Source organism: Amycolatopsis sp. GA6-003, assembly GCF_046267895.1.
GTDB lineage: Bacteria > Actinomycetota > Actinomycetes > Mycobacteriales > Pseudonocardiaceae > Amycolatopsis.
Map to the genome: position 1 here is coordinate 6,278,035 of NZ_CP176499.1, position 16,600 is coordinate 6,294,634.

17 protein-coding genes are annotated in these 16,600 nt (G+C 69.1%); 9 read left to right on the top strand and 8 right to left on the bottom strand.

The window, feature by feature from the left end; translation table 11 throughout:
* Window positions 1-11 precede the first annotated feature (11 nt).
* From F9C12_RS28560 to F9C12_RS28570, 3 genes are read left to right on the top strand one after another with little or no spacing between them, the layout of a single operon-like run.
* The gene (locus F9C12_RS28560; RefSeq protein ID WP_409184860.1) at window positions 12-869 is read left to right on the top strand and encodes a 3-hydroxyacyl-CoA dehydrogenase NAD-binding domain-containing protein; all 858 of its coding nucleotides are present in this window, start codon (window positions 12-14) and stop codon (window positions 867-869) included.
* Window positions 866-2,347 carry a CoA transferase gene (locus tag F9C12_RS28565; protein ID WP_409462404.1) on the top strand — a complete coding sequence of 494 codons (1,482 nt, stop codon included), beginning with the start codon at window positions 866-868 and terminating at the stop codon, window positions 2,345-2,347. Before F9C12_RS28560 ends, F9C12_RS28565 begins: the two co-directional genes overlap by 4 nt.
* A gap of 1 nt (window position 2,348) precedes the next feature.
* Window positions 2,349-3,236, top strand: coding sequence for a hypothetical protein (locus tag F9C12_RS28570; RefSeq protein WP_409462405.1), 888 nt, complete (start codon window positions 2,349-2,351; stop codon window positions 3,234-3,236).
* 51 nt (window positions 3,237-3,287) lie between these two features.
* On the opposite strand, the gene F9C12_RS28575 is transcribed toward F9C12_RS28570, so the two are convergent.
* The 4 genes from F9C12_RS28575 to F9C12_RS28590 form a co-directional block, all read right to left on the bottom strand.
* Window positions 3,288-3,887 carry a TetR/AcrR family transcriptional regulator gene (locus F9C12_RS28575; protein WP_409462406.1) on the bottom strand — a complete coding sequence of 200 codons (600 nt, stop codon included), beginning with the start codon at window positions 3,885-3,887 and terminating at the stop codon, window positions 3,288-3,290.
* Window positions 3,888-3,991: 104 nt separating this feature from the next.
* Window positions 3,992-4,375, bottom strand: coding sequence for a hypothetical protein (locus F9C12_RS28580; RefSeq protein WP_409467089.1), 384 nt, complete (start codon window positions 4,373-4,375; stop codon window positions 3,992-3,994).
* Window positions 4,376-4,468: 93 nt separating this feature from the next.
* Window positions 4,469-5,647 (bottom strand): cytochrome P450, encoded by a 1,179-nt coding sequence (locus F9C12_RS28585; RefSeq protein WP_409462407.1) that lies wholly within the window; start codon window positions 5,645-5,647, stop codon window positions 4,469-4,471.
* A 150-nt stretch (window positions 5,648-5,797) separates the two neighbouring features.
* Window positions 5,798-6,400, bottom strand: a complete 603-nt coding sequence (locus F9C12_RS28590; RefSeq protein ID WP_409462408.1) for a TetR/AcrR family transcriptional regulator — start codon at window positions 6,398-6,400, stop codon at window positions 5,798-5,800.
* 97 nt (window positions 6,401-6,497) lie between these two features.
* On the opposite strand from F9C12_RS28590, the gene F9C12_RS28595 reads away from it, so the two are divergent.
* Window positions 6,498-7,517: a hypothetical protein gene (locus F9C12_RS28595; RefSeq protein WP_409462409.1), complete on the top strand. Its 1,020-nt coding sequence runs from the start codon at window positions 6,498-6,500 to the stop codon at window positions 7,515-7,517.
* A gap of 32 nt (window positions 7,518-7,549) precedes the next feature.
* Window positions 7,550-8,863, top strand: a complete 1,314-nt coding sequence (locus F9C12_RS28600; protein WP_409462410.1) for an MFS transporter — start codon at window positions 7,550-7,552, stop codon at window positions 8,861-8,863.
* Here F9C12_RS28600 and F9C12_RS28605 read toward each other — a convergent pair whose 3' ends face one another.
* Both F9C12_RS28605 and F9C12_RS28610 read right to left on the bottom strand, forming a co-directional pair.
* A complete protein-coding gene (locus F9C12_RS28605) occupies window positions 8,864-9,520 on the bottom strand; it encodes a TetR/AcrR family transcriptional regulator (protein WP_409462411.1) in 657 nt (218 codons plus the stop codon). It abuts the gene before it with no gap.
* 158 nt (window positions 9,521-9,678) lie between these two features.
* A complete protein-coding gene (locus F9C12_RS28610) occupies window positions 9,679-10,551 on the bottom strand; it encodes an AraC family transcriptional regulator (RefSeq protein WP_409462412.1) in 873 nt (290 codons plus the stop codon).
* 80 nt (window positions 10,552-10,631) lie between these two features.
* On the opposite strand from F9C12_RS28610, the gene F9C12_RS28615 reads away from it, so the two are divergent.
* Together F9C12_RS28615 and F9C12_RS28620 are read left to right on the top strand one after the other, a co-directional pair.
* Window positions 10,632-11,504 (top strand): NAD(P)H-binding protein, encoded by an 873-nt coding sequence (locus tag F9C12_RS28615; RefSeq protein WP_409462413.1) that lies wholly within the window; start codon window positions 10,632-10,634, stop codon window positions 11,502-11,504.
* 43 nt (window positions 11,505-11,547) lie between these two features.
* Entirely contained in the window at window positions 11,548-12,483 is a 936-nt protein-coding gene (locus tag F9C12_RS28620) for a methyltransferase (RefSeq protein ID WP_409467090.1), read from the top strand.
* Here F9C12_RS28620 and F9C12_RS28625 read toward each other — a convergent pair.
* Window positions 12,480-13,040 carry a TIGR03086 family metal-binding protein gene (locus F9C12_RS28625; protein ID WP_409462414.1) on the bottom strand — a complete coding sequence of 187 codons (561 nt, stop codon included), beginning with the start codon at window positions 13,038-13,040 and terminating at the stop codon, window positions 12,480-12,482. The two genes, F9C12_RS28620 and F9C12_RS28625, sit on opposite strands and share 4 nt — an antisense overlap.
* Before the next feature lie 75 nt (window positions 13,041-13,115).
* Here F9C12_RS28625 and F9C12_RS28630 point away from each other — a divergent pair, with 75 nt between their 5' ends.
* Both F9C12_RS28630 and F9C12_RS28635 read left to right on the top strand, forming a co-directional pair.
* Window positions 13,116-14,075, top strand: coding sequence for a sigma-70 family RNA polymerase sigma factor (locus F9C12_RS28630; RefSeq protein ID WP_409462415.1), 960 nt, complete (start codon window positions 13,116-13,118; stop codon window positions 14,073-14,075).
* Window positions 14,069-15,223, top strand: coding sequence for an AAA family ATPase (locus tag F9C12_RS28635; RefSeq protein WP_409462416.1), 1,155 nt, complete (start codon window positions 14,069-14,071; stop codon window positions 15,221-15,223). Before F9C12_RS28630 ends, F9C12_RS28635 begins: the two co-directional genes overlap by 7 nt.
* Here F9C12_RS28635 and ftsW read toward each other — a convergent pair.
* Window positions 15,220-16,536 carry a putative lipid II flippase FtsW gene (gene ftsW, locus F9C12_RS28640; protein ID WP_409462417.1) on the bottom strand — a complete coding sequence of 439 codons (1,317 nt, stop codon included), beginning with the start codon at window positions 16,534-16,536 and terminating at the stop codon, window positions 15,220-15,222. The genes F9C12_RS28635 and ftsW overlap by 4 nt on opposite strands.
* Window positions 16,537-16,600 lie beyond the last annotated feature (64 nt).

Below are 16,600 nucleotides of genomic sequence, written 5' to 3' on the forward strand. Positions count from 1 at the left end.
AGGAGTGCGCCATGCCGGTCGTCGCGATCGTCGGCGCTGGGGTCATCGGAGTGTCGTGGGCTCGGCTGTTCGCCGAGGCGGGCTGGACGGTGCGGGTCACCGATCCGCGTCCGGACCTGCGGGAAATTGTCTCCCGGGACCTCGCCGGGCTGCCCGCCACGGCAGTCGCGGACCTCGCGGAAGCCGCTGAAGGGGCCGACTTCGTGCAGGAGTCGGGCCCGGAGCGGATCGAGCTGAAGCGGGAAATGTTCGCGACGCTCGCCGCCGCCACGCGCGACGACGTAGTACTGGCGTCCTCCTCGTCGTCGCTGTTGCCCTCGGTGATCGCCGAGGGCAACGCGGCGGCCTCGCGGATCGTGATCGGGCACCCGTTCAACCCGCCCGAACTGATGCCGCTGGTCGAGGTGGTGCCCGGCGGTTCGACCTCCGCGGAGACCGTGGCGAAGGCCGTCGAGGTCTACCGCGGGCTGGGCAAGAAGCCGATCACGCTGAAGAAGGAAGTGCCCGGTTTCGTGGGGAACCGGCTGCAGAAGGTCTTCAACGACCAGGCGATGTACCTCGTGCAGCAGGGCGTCGTGTCCGCGGCGGACCTGGACGAGCTGGTCAAGGCGTCGCTCGGGCCGCGGTGGGCGACCATCGGGCCGTTCGAGAGCATGCACCTCGGCGGCGGTCCGGACGGGATCCGCCACCTGGTGAGCCACGTCGGTTCGCAGATGAAATTCGAGATCGGCCGTCCGGACCGCGAGCACCTCGATTCGGTGCTCGACGAGGTCGAACAGGCCTATGGCACCGCGGACACTTATTCCGCACGAGTCGAGGCGCGAGACAGCCGTACTCGCGCGCTGCTGGACGCGCTGGAGAAGGAATGAGCCTCACCGAGAAACTCGAGGCCGCGCTCGCCAAACCAGCCACCACCGACGAATACGACCTGCACCAGCCATTGGCTGATTTGTTGGGCTCAGTCGGCCTGCAGGAATCCGATGCCGGCGGCCGGATCGAATTCACCGGAGCCGACCCGGTATTGCCGGGCGCGCTGCGGCTGGCAGGCGCGACGTCCATCGCGTTGGCGGCGAAATCCGTTGCGGTGGCGAAGATCTGGCAGCTGCGCGGCGGACGCGGGCAGGACATTTCGATGGACCTGCGGACCGCGCCGCACCGGCTGTGCCCGTTCTACGACAAGAAATGGGAACTGCTCGACGGTTACCCGCAAGGCGATCCGGCGCGCGTCGATCCCGCCTTCGGCACGGATCGCTTTTACTCCACCGCGGACGGTCGGTGGGTGCATCCGATCAGCCCGTACCCGAAGCTGCGCAACGACGCCGCCGCGCTGCTGGGCGTTCCCGAGCGGGATGCCGTGGTGCAGCAGGCGATCGCGCAGTGGAACTCGTTCGAACTGGAGGACGCTGCCGAGGCTGCGGGCGTCATCATGCCGGTGGTGCGGACGACCGAAGAACTGATGGCGACCGAACAGTACCAGTCGGTGCTGTCGACGATGCCGCCGGTGATTGTCGAGCGGATCGGCGACAGTCCGCCTGAACCGTTGGCCCCCAACCCTTCCACGCCGCTCGAAGGAATCCGCGCCCTGGGCCGGGCACACATCATCGCGGGTGCCGGCTGCGGCCGGGCGCTGGCGCTGCACGGCGCGGACGTGCTGAACGTGTGGGATCCGGGCGAATACGAACTGCCGGTGCTGTACGCGACGTCCAATGTGGGCGTTCGCTCCACCCGGCTCGACTTCCGGCGTGCTGCGGACCAGGAGCGAATGCACTGGCTGCTTTCCGGGGCCGACATCTTCTACGCCAACCGCCGCCCCGGATACCTCGCCCGGCACGGTCTCGACGCGGAAACGGCCGCCGAGATCCGGCCCGGAATCATCCACGCCGAGGTGACGCTCAACGGGGGCACCGGCCCGTGGTCCGGCCGCGTCGGCTTCGACCAGACGGCTGGTTGTCTGTCCGGCGTGATGCTGCTGGAAGGCGAAGGCGGAGTTCCGTCGCTGCCCGCGGTGCCGGTGGTGAACGACTACATCACGTCGTGGTTCCTGCAATTGGGAATCCTGCGCGCACTCATGCTCCGCGCGGAATGGGGCGGTTCGTACCGAGTGCAGGTTTCGCTGACCCGGGTCGCCTTGTGGTTGCTGAGCCTGGGAATCTTCGACAAGGGCTACGCCGCGGAGGTCGCCGGCGTCGCTCCCGGGCACGAGTACTTCGACCCGGAAACGTTCACCGCGGACACTCCGCTCGGCCGCTACCGCGGGGTCACCGAACAGATCCGGATGTCGGAAACTCCGGGCTATTACACGAATCCGTTGATCCCCCGGGGATCGCACCGTCCAGAGTGGAGGTGACATGTTCAGCGAACTCGTAGTGCTGGGCATCCGCACCGGGACGATTTACCGCGTCGGCCTTCCCGACGGGCAGGTCACTCCGCTGTACAAAGACGCCGGTGTCTCGCCGGACGGCGTAGTCATCGCCGATGGGACCGTTTATTGGACCACCATGGGAATGCCCTCGCGCGACCCGTCGGTGCCCGGCGAGGCGGGCCTCGACTACTCGGCGCGCAATGGCGGTCTGCACGCGGTTTCCTTCGACGGCACCGGCGCGCGCGATGTGGTCCCGAATGGAACTCTGACCACCGGAAAACAGTTGGCCTATAACGGTTTCCTGTACTGGAGCGACCGCGAGGGCTGCCGGGTGACCCGGGTGCGTCCGGACGGCACTGGGCTCACGGACCTGATCGTGAACGACCCGGATGACAGCGGAACGCAGGAATGCGTTGGGGTTACTGTGGACGCGACGCATCTGTATTGGACGCAGAAAGGTCCGTCAAAGGGCGGTGTCGGCCGGATTTTCCGTGCCGGGTTGGAGATTCCTCCGGGAGAGAGCGCCCGCGACCGGTCCGACGTCGAGACCCTGTGGGAACACCTGCCGGAGCCCATCGACCTGGAAATCCACGACGGGTATCTGTACTGGACCGACCGCGGTGCGGCCCCGAAGGGCAACACGCTGAACCGCGCACCGATTCCCGGCCCGGGGGAGAAGGGCGCGGAACCGGAGATTCTGGCAAGCGGATTCACTGAGGCGATCGGCCTGGCAGTGGACGACGAGGTGGCTTACGTGTCCGACCTCGGCGGCCGGATTACCGCGGTGCCGCTGAACGGCGGCGAACCGCGGGTGGTGGTCGAGATGGGCGAGTTGTTGTCCGGGATCGCCGGGTTTTCGGGCACCGTCTCCTGAGTGAGCGGGCCTACCGCGTCGCCGAAGCGGTAAAACAGCGTTCCGGCGAGGTCAGCGCACTGCGATCCCGCGAAAAACCATCTCCACCACATTCAGCAAATGCTCCTGCAGATCGAACGGCGCGGCCTCGCGTTCGATCCACGAACTCAGCGTCCCGAAATACGCCGTGGCGAGCAGCAGCCCGGCCTGTGCCGGGTCGATGTCGGCCCGGATCTCGCCGGACTCCTGTGCCCGGGCGACGAATACGCCGAACTGACGTGCCAGTTCCGGATTGCCGAACACATTCGTGGAGTGGATCGCCGCGCCCATGCAGGCGACGGTTTCCGCTCGGGAGTCGAGGCTGATGCGCGCCAGTTCCATCAGGTACCGGCTGAGCACCTCGCGCAGCGGCCGGTCCTCCAGGTTCTCGGCGCGCACCGCGCTCATCGCGCGTTCCCGCCGGCGCAGGCTCCACTCGTCCAGGAACGCCGTCTTGCGCTGGAAGTGGTTGAACACGGTGGCGCGGGCGGTGTCGGCGCGTTCGGCGATGTCCTCCATCGTGGTGTTGTCGTAGCCGCGTTCCACGAACAGCTCCACGGCCGCCTGGAACAGCCGGTCCCGGCGTTCGTGTCGCTGCCTGGTTCGCCGATCGCTCGTCGCTTCTGCCGTCATGCCTCGCAGTCAACCATCATTTTCCGCCGGCGCCCGCTGAATGGCGCCCTTGAGGGTTCTTCCGCCTCGGCCCAGCGCTGGTTGGACGTTAGTCCAACTCGACGCTAACCCGCCACGGTCAGGATTCCGAGCGCCAGCAACACCAGCACCTTCACGATTTCCGTGCCGACGTAAACGAAATGCGCCCGGGAGCGCGGCAGCTCCACGCCCTCCGGAGCAGCGAGGACGCGGTCCGTCCGCCGGTTCAACGCCGGACGGACCGCCCCCAGCTGCGCGATCAGCACCACCACAGCCACCGCTGCCAGCACCGTCACCGCGGTGTTCGGCTGCCCGGCCACCACCGTGATCACCACCCCCGCCGCGAGCAGAACCTCGGCGACGTTCAAGGCCCGGAACACGATCCGGCCGATGCCGAGGCCGATGGGGATGGTGACCCCCGGTGCGCGGAATTTCAGCGGGGCTTCCAGGAACGAGATGGCGAGCACCATCCCGAACCAGACGAAGGTGAAAGCGCCAATCGCATGCACAGTGCGGAAAACCTCGATTCCGGTGTTCGATCCGCCGCTGCCAGGCTACCCCGGCTACCAGGTCACCGGCAGCCGCACCGGGCCGTAGATCGACGCGTCGGGCGGCAGGTCCACCTCGGCGAACGGCACCGCGAGCCGCAGGTCCGGGAACCGCGCGAACAGCCGGAACAGCGCGATCCGCAGCTCGACCCGCGCCAGCTGCTGCCCGAGGCATTGGTGCACGCCGTGCCCGAAGGCGAGCTGCCCGGTCGCCTTGCGCGTGACGTCCAGCTCGTCCGGGTTCGGGAACTTCTCCGGATCCCGGTTGGCGACCGGCAGCGACGTGACGACCGGATCGCCCGCCTTGATCGTCACGCCGCCGAGTTCGACGTCCTCCAGCGCGGTGCGGATCGGGCCGATGTGGATCACGCTGAGGTAGCGCATCAGTTCCTCGACCGTGCCCGCGGTGAGCTCCGGATCGGCCTTGAACTTCGCCAGCTGCTCCGGATTCTCCAGCAGCGCCAGCGTGCCGAGCGCGATCATGTTGCGGGTCGTCTCGAATCCGGCGACCAGCAGCATCATGCCGATGTTGGCGAGTTCCTCGTCGGTCAGCTCGCCGCCGCGGACCAGGTCGGACAGCAGATCGTCGCCCGGATTCGCCCGCTTCTCCTCGATCTGCCCGGCGATGAACGCGACGACGCCCTGGGTGGCGTCGATCCGCTCGGCGATCGGGACGTCCTTGGAGAACATGGTGGTGGTGTAGCCGTCGAACTCGGCGCGGCGTTCGTAGGGCGCGCCGAGCAGCTCGCAGATCACCAGGGACGGCACCGGCCGCGCGAACGCTTCCACCAGGTCGACCGGGCCTCCCGCGGCGGCCATCGCGTCGAGGTAGTGCTCGACGATCTCGGCGACGCGGTCCTCCAGCGTGCGCATCCGGTGCACGGTGAACGCCCCGGTCAGCAGCTTGCGGTAGCGGTGGTGGTCCGGGTCGTCCATCCCGTTGAACACCCCCGGATCGGCCGGTTTCGGCGGCGGCAGCGGGCCGAAGTCGAGCGGAACCTTCGCCAGTTCCGCTCGGGCGGACATCCGTTTGTCCGAAAGGACCGCCCGCACCTCCCGGTATCCGGTGACGAGCCAGCCCTGGGTGCCGTCGGGATACGTCAACGGCTCGACCGGCGCTTGCGTGCGCTGGGCCGGCACCGGATCGAACGGGCACGCGCCCCTTTCGAGCGGGAGTCCTGCCTGACGGGTCATCGTCGCTCCTTCCCCCTCTGAATAGTTCAGAAGGTACACAGATTTCACAAACTTGTGAAGTGAATGTCGGAGCTGAACACGGAAAGGGTGGAGATTCACTGGCTCGGCCTAGACGACGTCGTGCCCGTATGTCGTCGAGGAGATCGCGGCCTAGCTCACTTCCGCGGCGTCGAGGGCGGGGACGAGCGGTTCGAGGGTTTGGCGCAACAGATCCGGCAGTGAGCCGGACACCACGACCAGGCCGCTGGTGCCCGCTGGTTGCGTCCACTGCTCCAGCGCGACCCGCACCGCCGCCGCGACCGAGGCGGCCAGCACGCGGGCGGTCCGCGGGTCGCCGACCCGGGTCGCGATCACCTCCTGCAACGGGGCTTCCAGTGCGGCCGGGGTGTCGAGAAATGCCGTGCGCAGACCGGGATTCGTGGTGATCAGCAGCAATGCGTCGCGGCTCTGCTCCCCGGGATCGTTGTACTGCTCCGCGACCGCGTCGATGACCGCCTCGGCCAGCCGGGTGTCCGCCGAGCGCTCGGCGACGGCGGCGGCGATCCGGTTTTCCCGGTCCGCGGTGACCGCGGCGACGATCGCCTCCTCGCGGCTGGAGAAGTAGTTGTTGTAGGTCCGCGGGGAGACCCCGGCCGCCTCGGCGATGTCGTCGACGCGGACGTTCGCCGGCCCGTGCTCGATCGCCAGCCGCAGGGCTGCTTCGCGCAGCGCGACGCGGGTGGCCTGCTTCTTCCGTTCGCGCAATCCGGTCACGTGTCCAGTCTCGCAGCCTCGCTGCGCCTACGCAAACTTGCGTGCACGCAAGTTTCGCGCGTACGGTGGGCGGCGTCCCGAACGAGAGGAAACCGCCATGCGCGGCAAGGGAATGACGTACGAGACCGGCTTCGTCCGCAATGGACGGTCGGCGCGGGAGAGTTTCGAACCGGAGGTGGTGAAGCGCGAACTGGCGATCATCCGCGACGACCTGCACTGCACCGCGGTGCACCTCGTCGGCGGCGATCCGGACCGGCTGGAGCGGGCCGCGCGGTGGGCGGCGGACCTGGGGCTGGAGGTCTGGTTCTCGCCGTATCCGCTGGAGCAGACGCAGGAGGAGATGCTCGCCCTCTTCGCCGACTGCGCGACCCGGGCGGAGCGGCTGCGCGCCACCGGGGCGAACGTGGTGTTCGTAACCGGGGTCGAACTGAGCGTGATGAACCAGGGCTTCCTGCCCGGCAACGACACCGCGGAACGGGTCAGCCTGCTGCTGGCCGAACCCGAGGGCCGCGCGGAGCGGCTGGCCGAGGTGGGCAAGAAGCTCGACCCGTTCCTGGAGGCCGCCGTCAAGATCGTGCGGGAACGGTTCCACGGCCCGGTTACCTACGCGTGCATCCAGTTCGAGCAGGTGGACTGGAGCCGGTTCGACTTCGTCACGGTCGAACTGATCCGCTCCGCCGACGTCGCCGACCTCTTCCGGGCCGGTGTCCGAACCCTGGTGGCGCAAGGGAAACCGGTCGCGATCACCGGATTCGGCACGGCGACCTGGCGCGGGTCCGGCGACGTCGCGCCGCGGAGCATGGAGATCGTCGAGTACGACAAGGAAACCGGCGACCCGGTCCGCATCGACGGCGAGTACGAGCGCGACGAAACCGGGCAGGCCGCGTATCTGCGCGAACTGCTGGAGATCTTCGACGAGGAGGGAGTGGACAGCGCGTTCGTGTTCCTGTTCGCGCTCTACAACTACCCGCACCGGACCGGCCGCGACGATCTCGACCTCGCCAGCTTCGGCCTGGTGAAGGTGCTGGAAGACCGCTCGGGCACGGCGTATCCGGGGCTCAACTGGGAACCGAAGGAGGCGTTCGCCGCGGTCGCCGGGCATTACGCGAAGCCTTGACTCGGCGGGGTCCGGGCAGGTGAGATCCGGACATGTCGACGAAGACGCGCCCGCTGGGCAACCGGGTCATGGCCAAGGCGGCGGTGCGGACCATGCCGCTGCTGATGCTGCTGTACTTCGTCAACTACCTGGACCGGGTCAACATCGGGTTCGCCGGCCCGAACGGGATGAACAAGGAACTCGGCCTCACCGCGACGGCCTTCGGGCTCGCGTCCGGGATCTTCTTCATCGGCTACCTCATCCTCGAGGTGCCGAGCAATCTCGCGCTGCACCGGTTCGGCGCGCGCCGCTGGATCGCGCGGATCATGATCACCTGGGGCGCGGTGGCCGTCGCGATGGCGTTCGTGCCCAACACGACGACGCTGGTGGTGCTGCGGTTCGTGCTCGGCGTCGCCGAGGCGGGGTTCTTTCCCGGCATCATTTTGTACCTGACGTACTGGTTCCCGGCGGCGCAGCGGGCGAAGGCGGTCGCGCTGTTCATGTGCGCGGTGCCGGTGTCGAGTGCGATCGGCTCGACCGTCTCCAGCCTGCTGATCACCGGCGGGCACGGCGTGTTCGGCCTGTCCGGCTGGCGGTTCATGTTCCTCGTGGAGGGCATTCCGGCGATCCTGCTGGCGGTCGTCACGTGGTTCTGCCTGAGCGACCGGCCGGAAACCGCGAAGTGGCTGTCGGCCGAGGAACGCGACTGGCTCACCAGCGAACTCGACGCCGAACGCCGGGCCACCGAGGCCGAACACCACTGGCCGCTGCGGAAAGCGCTCACGCACCCGCGGATCCTCGGGCTGGCGTTCGTGTACTTCGCGGTCGTCTACGGCCTGTACGCGCTGGGCTTCTTCCTGCCGACCATCATCGCCGGGTTCGGCGAGGAGTTCGGCACCAAACTCAGCGTGCTGCAGGCGGGTCTGGTGAACGCGATCCCGTACGTCGCGGGTGCGCTGGTGATGGTCCCGTGGGCGCGCCACGGCGACCGGACCGGGGAACGGACGTGGCACGTCGCGCTGCCGATGCTCGTCGGCGGCGCGGCGATCCCGGTCGCGCTGTACCTCGGAAACCCTTACGCCACCATGACCGCGGTGACGATTTGCGCGATGGGCGTGTGCGCGGCGCTGCCGACGTTCTGGGCGCTGCCGTCGAACTTCCTGTCCGGCGCGGCCGCCGCCGGCGGGATCGCGCTGATCAACGCACTGGGCAACCTGAGCGGGTTCGTCGCGCCGTATGTGACCGGCTGGCTGCGCGACCTGACCGGCACGCAGCGGACCGGCTTGTGGGTGGTCGGCGCGTGCATGGTGGCCGGAGCGTTGCTGGCGGTGGCGCTGGGGGCGAAGCCGCGCGCGTCCCGCCGGTGATCAGCCGGCGCGGCGGACCCGGTCGGTCAGCACCTGTACCTCGGTCTCGAACAACGCGTCGGCGTCGAGGCCCATCGCGGTGAAGCCGCCGCCGATTTCGAGGCTGACAAAGCCGTGCAGCCGCGACCACAACGCGACCGCCAGCTGGTGGTTCTCGGTGTTCGCGCGCCGGGCGTCGAGCACTTCCTCGGTGCGATACGGCTTTCCCGCGGTGCCGTGCAACACCCCGAGCACCACGCCCATCAGCGACCGGGCCGCTTCGGCGAGCGGCTTGGCGTGCGCGTCGTAACCGGGGAACGGCGCCTTGAACAGCAATTCGTACCGGTGCGGTTCCGCCCGCGCCCAAGCCCGGTACGCCGCGGCAAGCAACCGGATCCGCGCTTCCGCGTCGGGTGCGTCGGCGCCGAGTGCTTTCGCCATGGCCTCGCGGAGATCGTGGTACGCGTCGATGACCAGGACGTTCAGCAGTTCGTCGCGGCTGGAGAAATAGCGGTACAGCGCCGGCCCGGACACGCCGAGCTGCTTGGCGATGGCGTTGATGGAGATCGCCTGCGCGCCCCCGGCCGCGAGCTGGTCGAGTGCGGCGGATTTGACCTCCTCGCGCACCTGCTCGCGGAACCGTTCGCGCATCGGCTTGCGGGTGCCTGCTGCGGGCATCCCCACCTCCTTGACGACGCCCGACGGTAACACGGCCGATTGTTCGAAAGACCTTCTAACGGTTCACCCTGTCTGTGCTTACGGGCGGCCGCGGCTTCCAGGGTGACGAGCGGCGGCGCGCCAGGCAAGGGGAGGACGAGCTGGACGGCGATGGCCGGTCACACCGAGCTTTTGTGCCGGTGTTCGCTCGGCCGGATCCCGCGGCGTCGTTTGAACGCGACGCTGAGCGCGAAAGCGTTGGCGTAACCGACTTTCCGCGCGATAGTGTCCACTGTGTACTCAGTGCGGCGAAGCAAATCCGCGGCGAGTGAAATGCGCCAGCCCGCGAGGTAGGCGATCGGCGGTTCGCCGACCTGCTCGGTGAACCTGCGGGCAAACGCCGCCCTGGACACTCCCGCCTCCGCGGCCAATTCCGCGACTGTCCAACGGCGGGCCGGGTCCCCGCGGATGCGCCGCATCGCGGTGCTCACGACCGGATCGAGCCGCACCGGAGCGGTGTCGAACCACGTGCGCAGCGCGGAAACCAGCATCAAGTCCAGCATCCGGTCGAGTACCTGCTGCTGCCCGGGCTGGTCTTTCCCGACCTCGTCGGCGAACGCCTCGGCCGACGGATGCGGACTTTCCGCCGGAACGACCAGCACCTCGGGCAACAGCCGCAACACGCGTCCGCTGAGCTGACCACGGCTCTCGAACGCTCCGCTGAGCAGCACGGCCGCGTTCTCGGCCGGAGTTCCGCAGGTTCGGCCGTCGGTGGGCGTCGGACAGTAATCGGCGGCGGTGACGGTGTGTACCGGCGTGGTGGTCGGATCGTCGGCCACCACGTACGGCACGTCACCGCGGACGACGGCGATGTCGTTCTCGCCGATCCGGACCGGTGCGAGCCCGTCGGGCACGATCCAGGCCTCGCCGCGCAGCATCCGGGCCAAGGTCAGCGGCGTGCCTGGGGCGACTCGCAGCGACGGCGTGATCGTCTGCCGGAAGACCGCGCCGTGCGCCCGGACGTCGGCGAGCAATTCCGCTACTGCATCCACCTTGCCAGCGTATCCGCGCGGACATCGAGGCGAGCTTTTCAACCATGGCCCCTCCCGGATCTCGCCGGTTGACTCAGGGCATGACTGAACAACCCGTCCTGGTCACCGGCGCGACCGGCAAATCCGGCCGTCGCGTCGTCTCCCGGCTGCGCGCCGCCGGGCACCCCGTCCGCGCGGCGGCGCGCTCCGGGGAACACCCCTTCGACTGGACCGACGACCGCACCTGGGACGCCGCGCTCGAGGGCGTCCGCGCGGCGTACGTCGTGCAACTCGACGGCACGAACCTGGTCCGCCCGTTCGTTGCGCGGGCCCGGAAACACGGCGTGCAGCGCATCGTGCTGGCGTCCGGGCGCGGAATCGACGACCCCGGCTACGTCCGCGACCGCATCGGCATGCGCGACGGCATCGCGGACAGCGAGGCGGCGGTGCGGGAAAGCGGTCTGGAGTGGACGATCACCCGCCCGGGCTGGTTCGCGCAAAATTTCAACGAGGGATTCTTCGCCGATGCCATCGCTGCCGGTGAACTGCGCTTGCCCGCTGGCGACGGTGCGGCGACCTTTGTGGACGCCGAGGACATCGCCGAAGTGGTTGCCGCTGCCCTGGTTCACCAAGGACACGCGGGCCAGATCTACGAACTCTCCGGTCCCCGCGCGGTGTCGCTGGCCGAAGCGGTCGAAACGATTTCCGCGGTAACCGGTCGTGAGATCCGCTACGTGCCACTGTCCATAGAGGACTATCTTGCGGAATTGGTCGGCCAAGGCCTGCCACGCGCCGAGGCGGAAATCTTCGCCGACTTTATCGAGCCACTCCGCGAAGGTCGCGACGCGCACGTCTCCGACGGCGTCCAGCGAGCACTCGGCCGCCCGCCCCGAAGCTTCGCCGAATTCGCCGAGACCGCGGTGTGGCCCGGAAAACCGGTTGACCAGACTGGAAAAGTGGAGTCACGTGAGTGATGACGCGAACCACCTCCTCCGTTCCGCCAGCCTGGCGACCCCCATGGCGTTGCGGGTCGCGGTAACGCTAGGCCTGCCCGACCGATTGCGCGCGCCCGGCACGGCCGACGACGTGGCCGCCGAACTGGACCTCTCACCAATCGCGCTCGACGTCCTGCTCGGCCACCTGGTCACGCTCGGCGTGGTCGAACGCACCGAAGACGGCTACCTCACCACCGCGTACGGCGCGAATCTCTGCCAAGACAATGAAAACGGCGTGGCCAACCTTCTGCACCTGGACCGCGCCGCCGGCCGTGCCGAACTCGCTTTCGTCGAGTTGGCGCACAGCATCCGGACCGGCGAGGCGGCTTACTCCCGCCGCTACGGCAAGGATTTCTGGACCGATCTTTCCGAGCAGCCGCAGCTGCGGAAATCCTTCGACCAGCAGATGACCACCCGATTCCGCACCGAAATCCCGCAGGTGGTCGCCGGAATCGACTGGTCTTCTTTCACGACGGTAGCCGACGTCGGCGGTGGCCGAGGAGATTTGCTCGCCGCGGTCCTCGAGGCCAATCCGAACCTGCGCGCGCACCTGGTCGACCTCGAACCCACTGCGAGCGAAGCCCGTGCCGCGTTCGCCGCCCGCGGCCTCGCCGACCGGGTCGAGGTGCGCGGCGGCAGCTTCTTCGACCCGCTCCCGCCAGGAGCGGATGCCTATCTGCTGGTGGACATCCTGCACAACTGGGATGACGAGAACGCCCGCCGAGTTCTGGAGCGGTGCGCGGAAGCGGCCGGCCGGTCCGGTCGGATTCTCGCCATCGAAGCCGTCAGCGGAATTCACGCCCGGACCGAAATGGACCTGGTCATGCTGGTCCATTTCGGTGGGCGCGAACGGCGCGTGGAAGAATTCCGCACCCTCGCCGATTCCGCGGGGTTGGTCCTGGAATCGGCGACCCCGTTGACCGACCAGCGAGGCCTGCTGGAATTCCGCGTCGCTTAACCCGGCGACCGGCCGAGCAACGCGGCCAGCCGATCCAACGGCGGCGCGTCGTCCGCGACCGGCACCGGCGGCGCGAACGGCCTCCGCTCCGCCGGAAGGTCAGCGAGTTTCGCCGCGCTGAACGCGATTCCCCGCTCCACTACGGCGTCCTCGAAGTTCGGCTTCTGGCCGGTGGCGCGAGCGAGGTCCCAGCCGTGCACGAGTTCCTCGACGATCCGCAGCTGCACCGCGGCGATCCCCGGAACCGTCCCGGCTGGGACCTCATATACCCGTTCCAGCACCCCAGGCTGCCGGAACGCCGCGAGCAGACCGGCGACCGCGTCCTGGTAAGCGGCGACCGGGTCGGTGCCGAGCACGTCGGAACTACGAGGGTCCAGCGGGCCGCCCGGTTCGCCGCGCAGCACCGCGGTGAACAGCCGGTGCCCGAGGACCAGATGGTTCACCAGTTCGCGGACGGTCCATTCCGGGCACGGCGTCGGCGCGTCCCAGCGAGACACGCCGGCGACCAGCGCGCCGGTGGACTCGAGGACGGCGGCAAGATCGTCGACAGGATTCATCGGTTCGCCTTTCTCCGAGGTCACCAGTACAGACACCGCCCGCCTCGGAAACGGAACGATGGCAGGATGCGACGGGTGGGCCAAGACCTCCTCGACCGCGCACGCGCCGGAGACGCGCACGCCTTCCGCGAGCTGGTCGAGCCCTATCGGCGCGAGCTGCAGGTGCACTGTTACCGCCTCCTCGGCTCGCTCACCGACGCCGAGGACCTGCTGCAAGAGACGCTCCTCGCCGCCTGGCGCGGGCTGGACGGCTACGCCGGCCGAGCCTCGGTGCGCTCCTGGCTGTACCGCATCGCCACCAACCGCTGCCTCAACGCACTCCGCGACGCCGGCCGACGCGTCCCGGCCGAGCCGTCGCCGCCGTTCACCCCGACCGAGCCCACCCGCCGCACCGAGGCGACCTGGCTGCAGCCCGCGCCGGACGACCCCGCCGAGCACTACGGCACCAAGGAAACCTTCGAGCTGGCGTTCGTCGCGGCCCTGCAGAAACTCCCGCCGCGCCAAACCGCCGTCCTCCTGCTCCGGGACGTGCTCGACTACTCCACCGCCGAGGTCGCGGATCTGCTGGACACCAGCTCCACCGCGGTCAAAGGCGCCCTGCAACGCGCCCGGGCTCAGCTGCGGCAGACCGTCGAACCGGCCCCGCCCGCACCGCGCGAGCGGGAAATCGCCCAACGCTTCGCGGACGCGTTCAGCGCGGGGGACGTCGAAGGCGTAGTCGCGCTTCTGACCGACGACGGCTGGCTCGCCATGCCGCCCGCGCCGCACGAGTACGTCGGCCGCGAAGCCGTCACCGCGTTCCTCGCCAGGTTCAGCGAATGGCGCGGCACCCGGCGGTTCCGCCTGCTCCCGACGCGCGCCAACACCCATCCGGCCTTCGCCTGCTATCTCACCGATCCCGGCGGAACCGTGGCCCGTCCCGCCGGAATCCTCGTCCTGGCGCCGTGGGGCGACCGAATCCGCACCGTCACCTGGTTCCTCGACCCCGAGTTGTTCCCCCGCTTCGGCCTGCCCGCGGAGGTGTCGGCGTGCTGACCACCCTGGCCATCCAGAACTACCGCTCGCTGCGCGACCTGGTGCTGCCGCTGTCGCAGCTCACGGTGATCGTCGGAGCGAACGGCACCGGCAAGTCCAGCCTGTACCGCGCGCTGCGGCTGCTCGCCGACGCCGGACGCAACGGCGCGGTCGCCGCCCTCGCCGGGGAAGGCGGCCTGCCGTCGACGCTGTGGGCCGGTCCGGAGAAGATCGGCCGAGCCGTCCGCGAGGGCCGGACGCCGGTGCAGCCGCTGCAGCGAACCAAACCGGTGGGCCTGCGACTCGGTTACTCCGGCGACGAATTCGGCTACGCCCTGGACTTCGGCCTCCCGGTCCCGGCCGAGACGGCGTTCAACCTGGACCCGGAATACAAACGGGAATGCGTCTGGCACGGACCGGTGCTGCGCCCGTCCGCGCTGCTGGCCGACCGGTCCGGCACGCGGGTGCGCATCCGCGACGAGTCCGGGTCCTGGGTCGAGAGCGGCCATTCGATCGCCCTGACCGACAGCATGCTGAGCGAATTCGCCGACCCGCGCCTGTGCCCGGAACTGCTGATCGTGCGCGACCGAGTCCGCGCGTGGCGGTTCTACGACCACTTCCGCACCGACGCCGGCGCACCCGCCCGGCAAAGCCGGATCGGCACCCGCACCTGGGCCTTGGACCACGACGGCGGCGACCTGGCCGCCGCCCTGCGCACCATCCAGGAATCCACCGACGCCGACGCACTGGCCACCGCGATCGACGACGCCTTCCCCGGCTCGTCCGTCGAAATAGTCACCACCGACGGCCGCTTCGACCTCCGCTTCCACCAGCACGGACTGCTGCGCCCGCTGAGCGCCGCCGAACTTTCCGACGGCACCCTGCGGTACCTGCTCTGGGCCGCGGCGCTGCTCAGCCCGCGCCCGCCGGAGCTGCTGGTGCTGAACGAACCGGAAACCAGCCTGCACCCGGACCTGCTGCCGGCGCTGGCCGCGTTGATCACCGCCGCGGCGAAGAAGACGCAACTGCTGGTGGTTTCGCATTCACAGCTGCTGGTCCGGTTTCTCGAGGACGCCTCGGTACTGGAGCTGGAAAAGGACTTCGGCGCGACGGTGGTGGCTGGACAGGGTCGGCTGGACCAACCGCCGTGGCATTGGCCGAAACGCTAGCGCTTCGCCCGTTGGCCGGTTGCCAGTTGCGGTGCCCGCCGACGCTTGGGCACCGGCTCCGGCCGCCGCGGGCGAGCCGGCCTGCCCGGCGTCCGCACCGGCCGATACGGCTCCGGCACCGGCAACCGCAGAATCCGCCCGATCTTGCCCGGTCCGAGATGATTCAGGTCCGCTACCGCCGCGGGTTCGTGCCGGGCGCAGCTGGCGAGCACGCCGAACAGGAACATCGTCACGATCAGCGACGTCCCGCCGTACGACACCAGCGGCAGCGTCACCCCGGTGACCGGCAGCGCGTTCACCACGTACCCGATGTTGACCGCCGCCTGCGCCACCAGCAGCACGGTGATCGTCGCGGAGACGATGCGAATCCACGGATCGAGGTTGCGCGTCGCGATCCGGAGGCCGACCAGCGCGAGCCCGGCGAACAGCAGCAGCACGACCGCGCAGCCGAGGAAGCCGAGTTCCTCGCCGATCAGCGCGAAGATGAAGTCGTTCTGCACGTTCGGCAGGTACTTCCACTTCGACGCGCCCTGCCCGAGCCCGACCCCGAACAACCCGCCCTCGGCGAGCGCGTACTGCGCCTGCACCGCTTGGTAGCCGGCGCCGGAGGTGTCCGCGTCGGGGGAGAGGAACGAGAGCACGCGCGCGAGCCGGTAGTCCGCGACCAGCGCGAGCACCACGAATCCGGCCACGCCGCCGGCCAGCAGCGCGCCGAAAAGCCGTCCCGGCGCGCCGGAGAACCACAGCAGCGCCAGCAGCACGATGCCGAGCGAAATCGTCCCGCTGAGGTTCGGCTGTGCCATCACCAGGGCGAACATCAGCAGCGCGACCGGCACCAGCGGTACCAGCAGGTGCCGCCAGTGGTGCAGCAGCCGGGCCTTGACCACGAGAATGTGCGCGCCCCACAAGGTCAGCGCGACCTTCGCGACCTCGACCGGTTGCAACGTCAGCGGACCGAGCGCGAACCACCGCTGCGCGCCGTTCACCTTCGCGCCGAGCGGGGTGAGCACCAGCGCGAGCAGCCCCAGCGTGGCGAGCATCAGCATCGGCGAGAGAGACCTGATCCGCCGCAACGGAATCCGCAGCCCGGCCCACAGCGCGACCAGCCCGATGAGGACGAAGACGACGTGCTTCTGGAACGTGCTGTACACGCCGCCCGGCTGCGCCGAAGACGCCGACAGCACCATGATCACGCCGAGCAGCGTCAGCAGGCCGCACAGCGCGAGCACGAGATGGAACGACGCCAGCGGCCGGGAGAGCCAGCCGACGATCGCGACCGGGACCCGGTTTCGTCTGTTCCGTGCCGTAGCCACTCGCGCACCTGCCGTCCGCCGATTTCCGGCGCGGGGAAAGAACGCGCCGGGCCGATTATGCCCT

Excerpts from the sequence above, each read along its gene's own strand:
- F9C12_RS28560 (WP_409184860.1), top strand. The coding sequence starts at position 12 with ATGCCGGTCGTCGCGATCGTCGGCGCTGGGGTCATCGGAGTGTCGTGG.
- F9C12_RS28565 (WP_409462404.1), top strand. The coding sequence starts at position 866 with ATGAGCCTCACCGAGAAACTCGAGGCCGCGCTCGCCAAACCAGCCACC.
- F9C12_RS28570 (WP_409462405.1), top strand. The coding sequence starts at position 2,349 with ATGTTCAGCGAACTCGTAGTGCTGGGCATCCGCACCGGGACGATTTAC.
- F9C12_RS28575 (WP_409462406.1), bottom strand. The coding sequence starts at position 3,887 with ATGACGGCAGAAGCGACGAGCGATCGGCGAACCAGGCAGCGACACGAA.
- F9C12_RS28580 (WP_409467089.1), bottom strand. The coding sequence starts at position 4,375 with ATGGTGCTCGCCATCTCGTTCCTGGAAGCCCCGCTGAAATTCCGCGCA.
- F9C12_RS28585 (WP_409462407.1), bottom strand. The coding sequence starts at position 5,647 with ATGACCCGTCAGGCAGGACTCCCGCTCGAAAGGGGCGCGTGCCCGTTC.
- F9C12_RS28595 (WP_409462409.1), top strand. The coding sequence starts at position 6,498 with ATGCGCGGCAAGGGAATGACGTACGAGACCGGCTTCGTCCGCAATGGA.
- F9C12_RS28600 (WP_409462410.1), top strand. The coding sequence starts at position 7,550 with ATGTCGACGAAGACGCGCCCGCTGGGCAACCGGGTCATGGCCAAGGCG.
- F9C12_RS28605 (WP_409462411.1), bottom strand. The coding sequence starts at position 9,520 with ATGCCCGCAGCAGGCACCCGCAAGCCGATGCGCGAACGGTTCCGCGAG.
- F9C12_RS28615 (WP_409462413.1), top strand. The coding sequence starts at position 10,632 with ATGACTGAACAACCCGTCCTGGTCACCGGCGCGACCGGCAAATCCGGC.
- F9C12_RS28620 (WP_409467090.1), top strand. The coding sequence starts at position 11,548 with ATGGCGTTGCGGGTCGCGGTAACGCTAGGCCTGCCCGACCGATTGCGC.
- F9C12_RS28625 (WP_409462414.1), bottom strand. The coding sequence starts at position 13,040 with ATGAATCCTGTCGACGATCTTGCCGCCGTCCTCGAGTCCACCGGCGCG.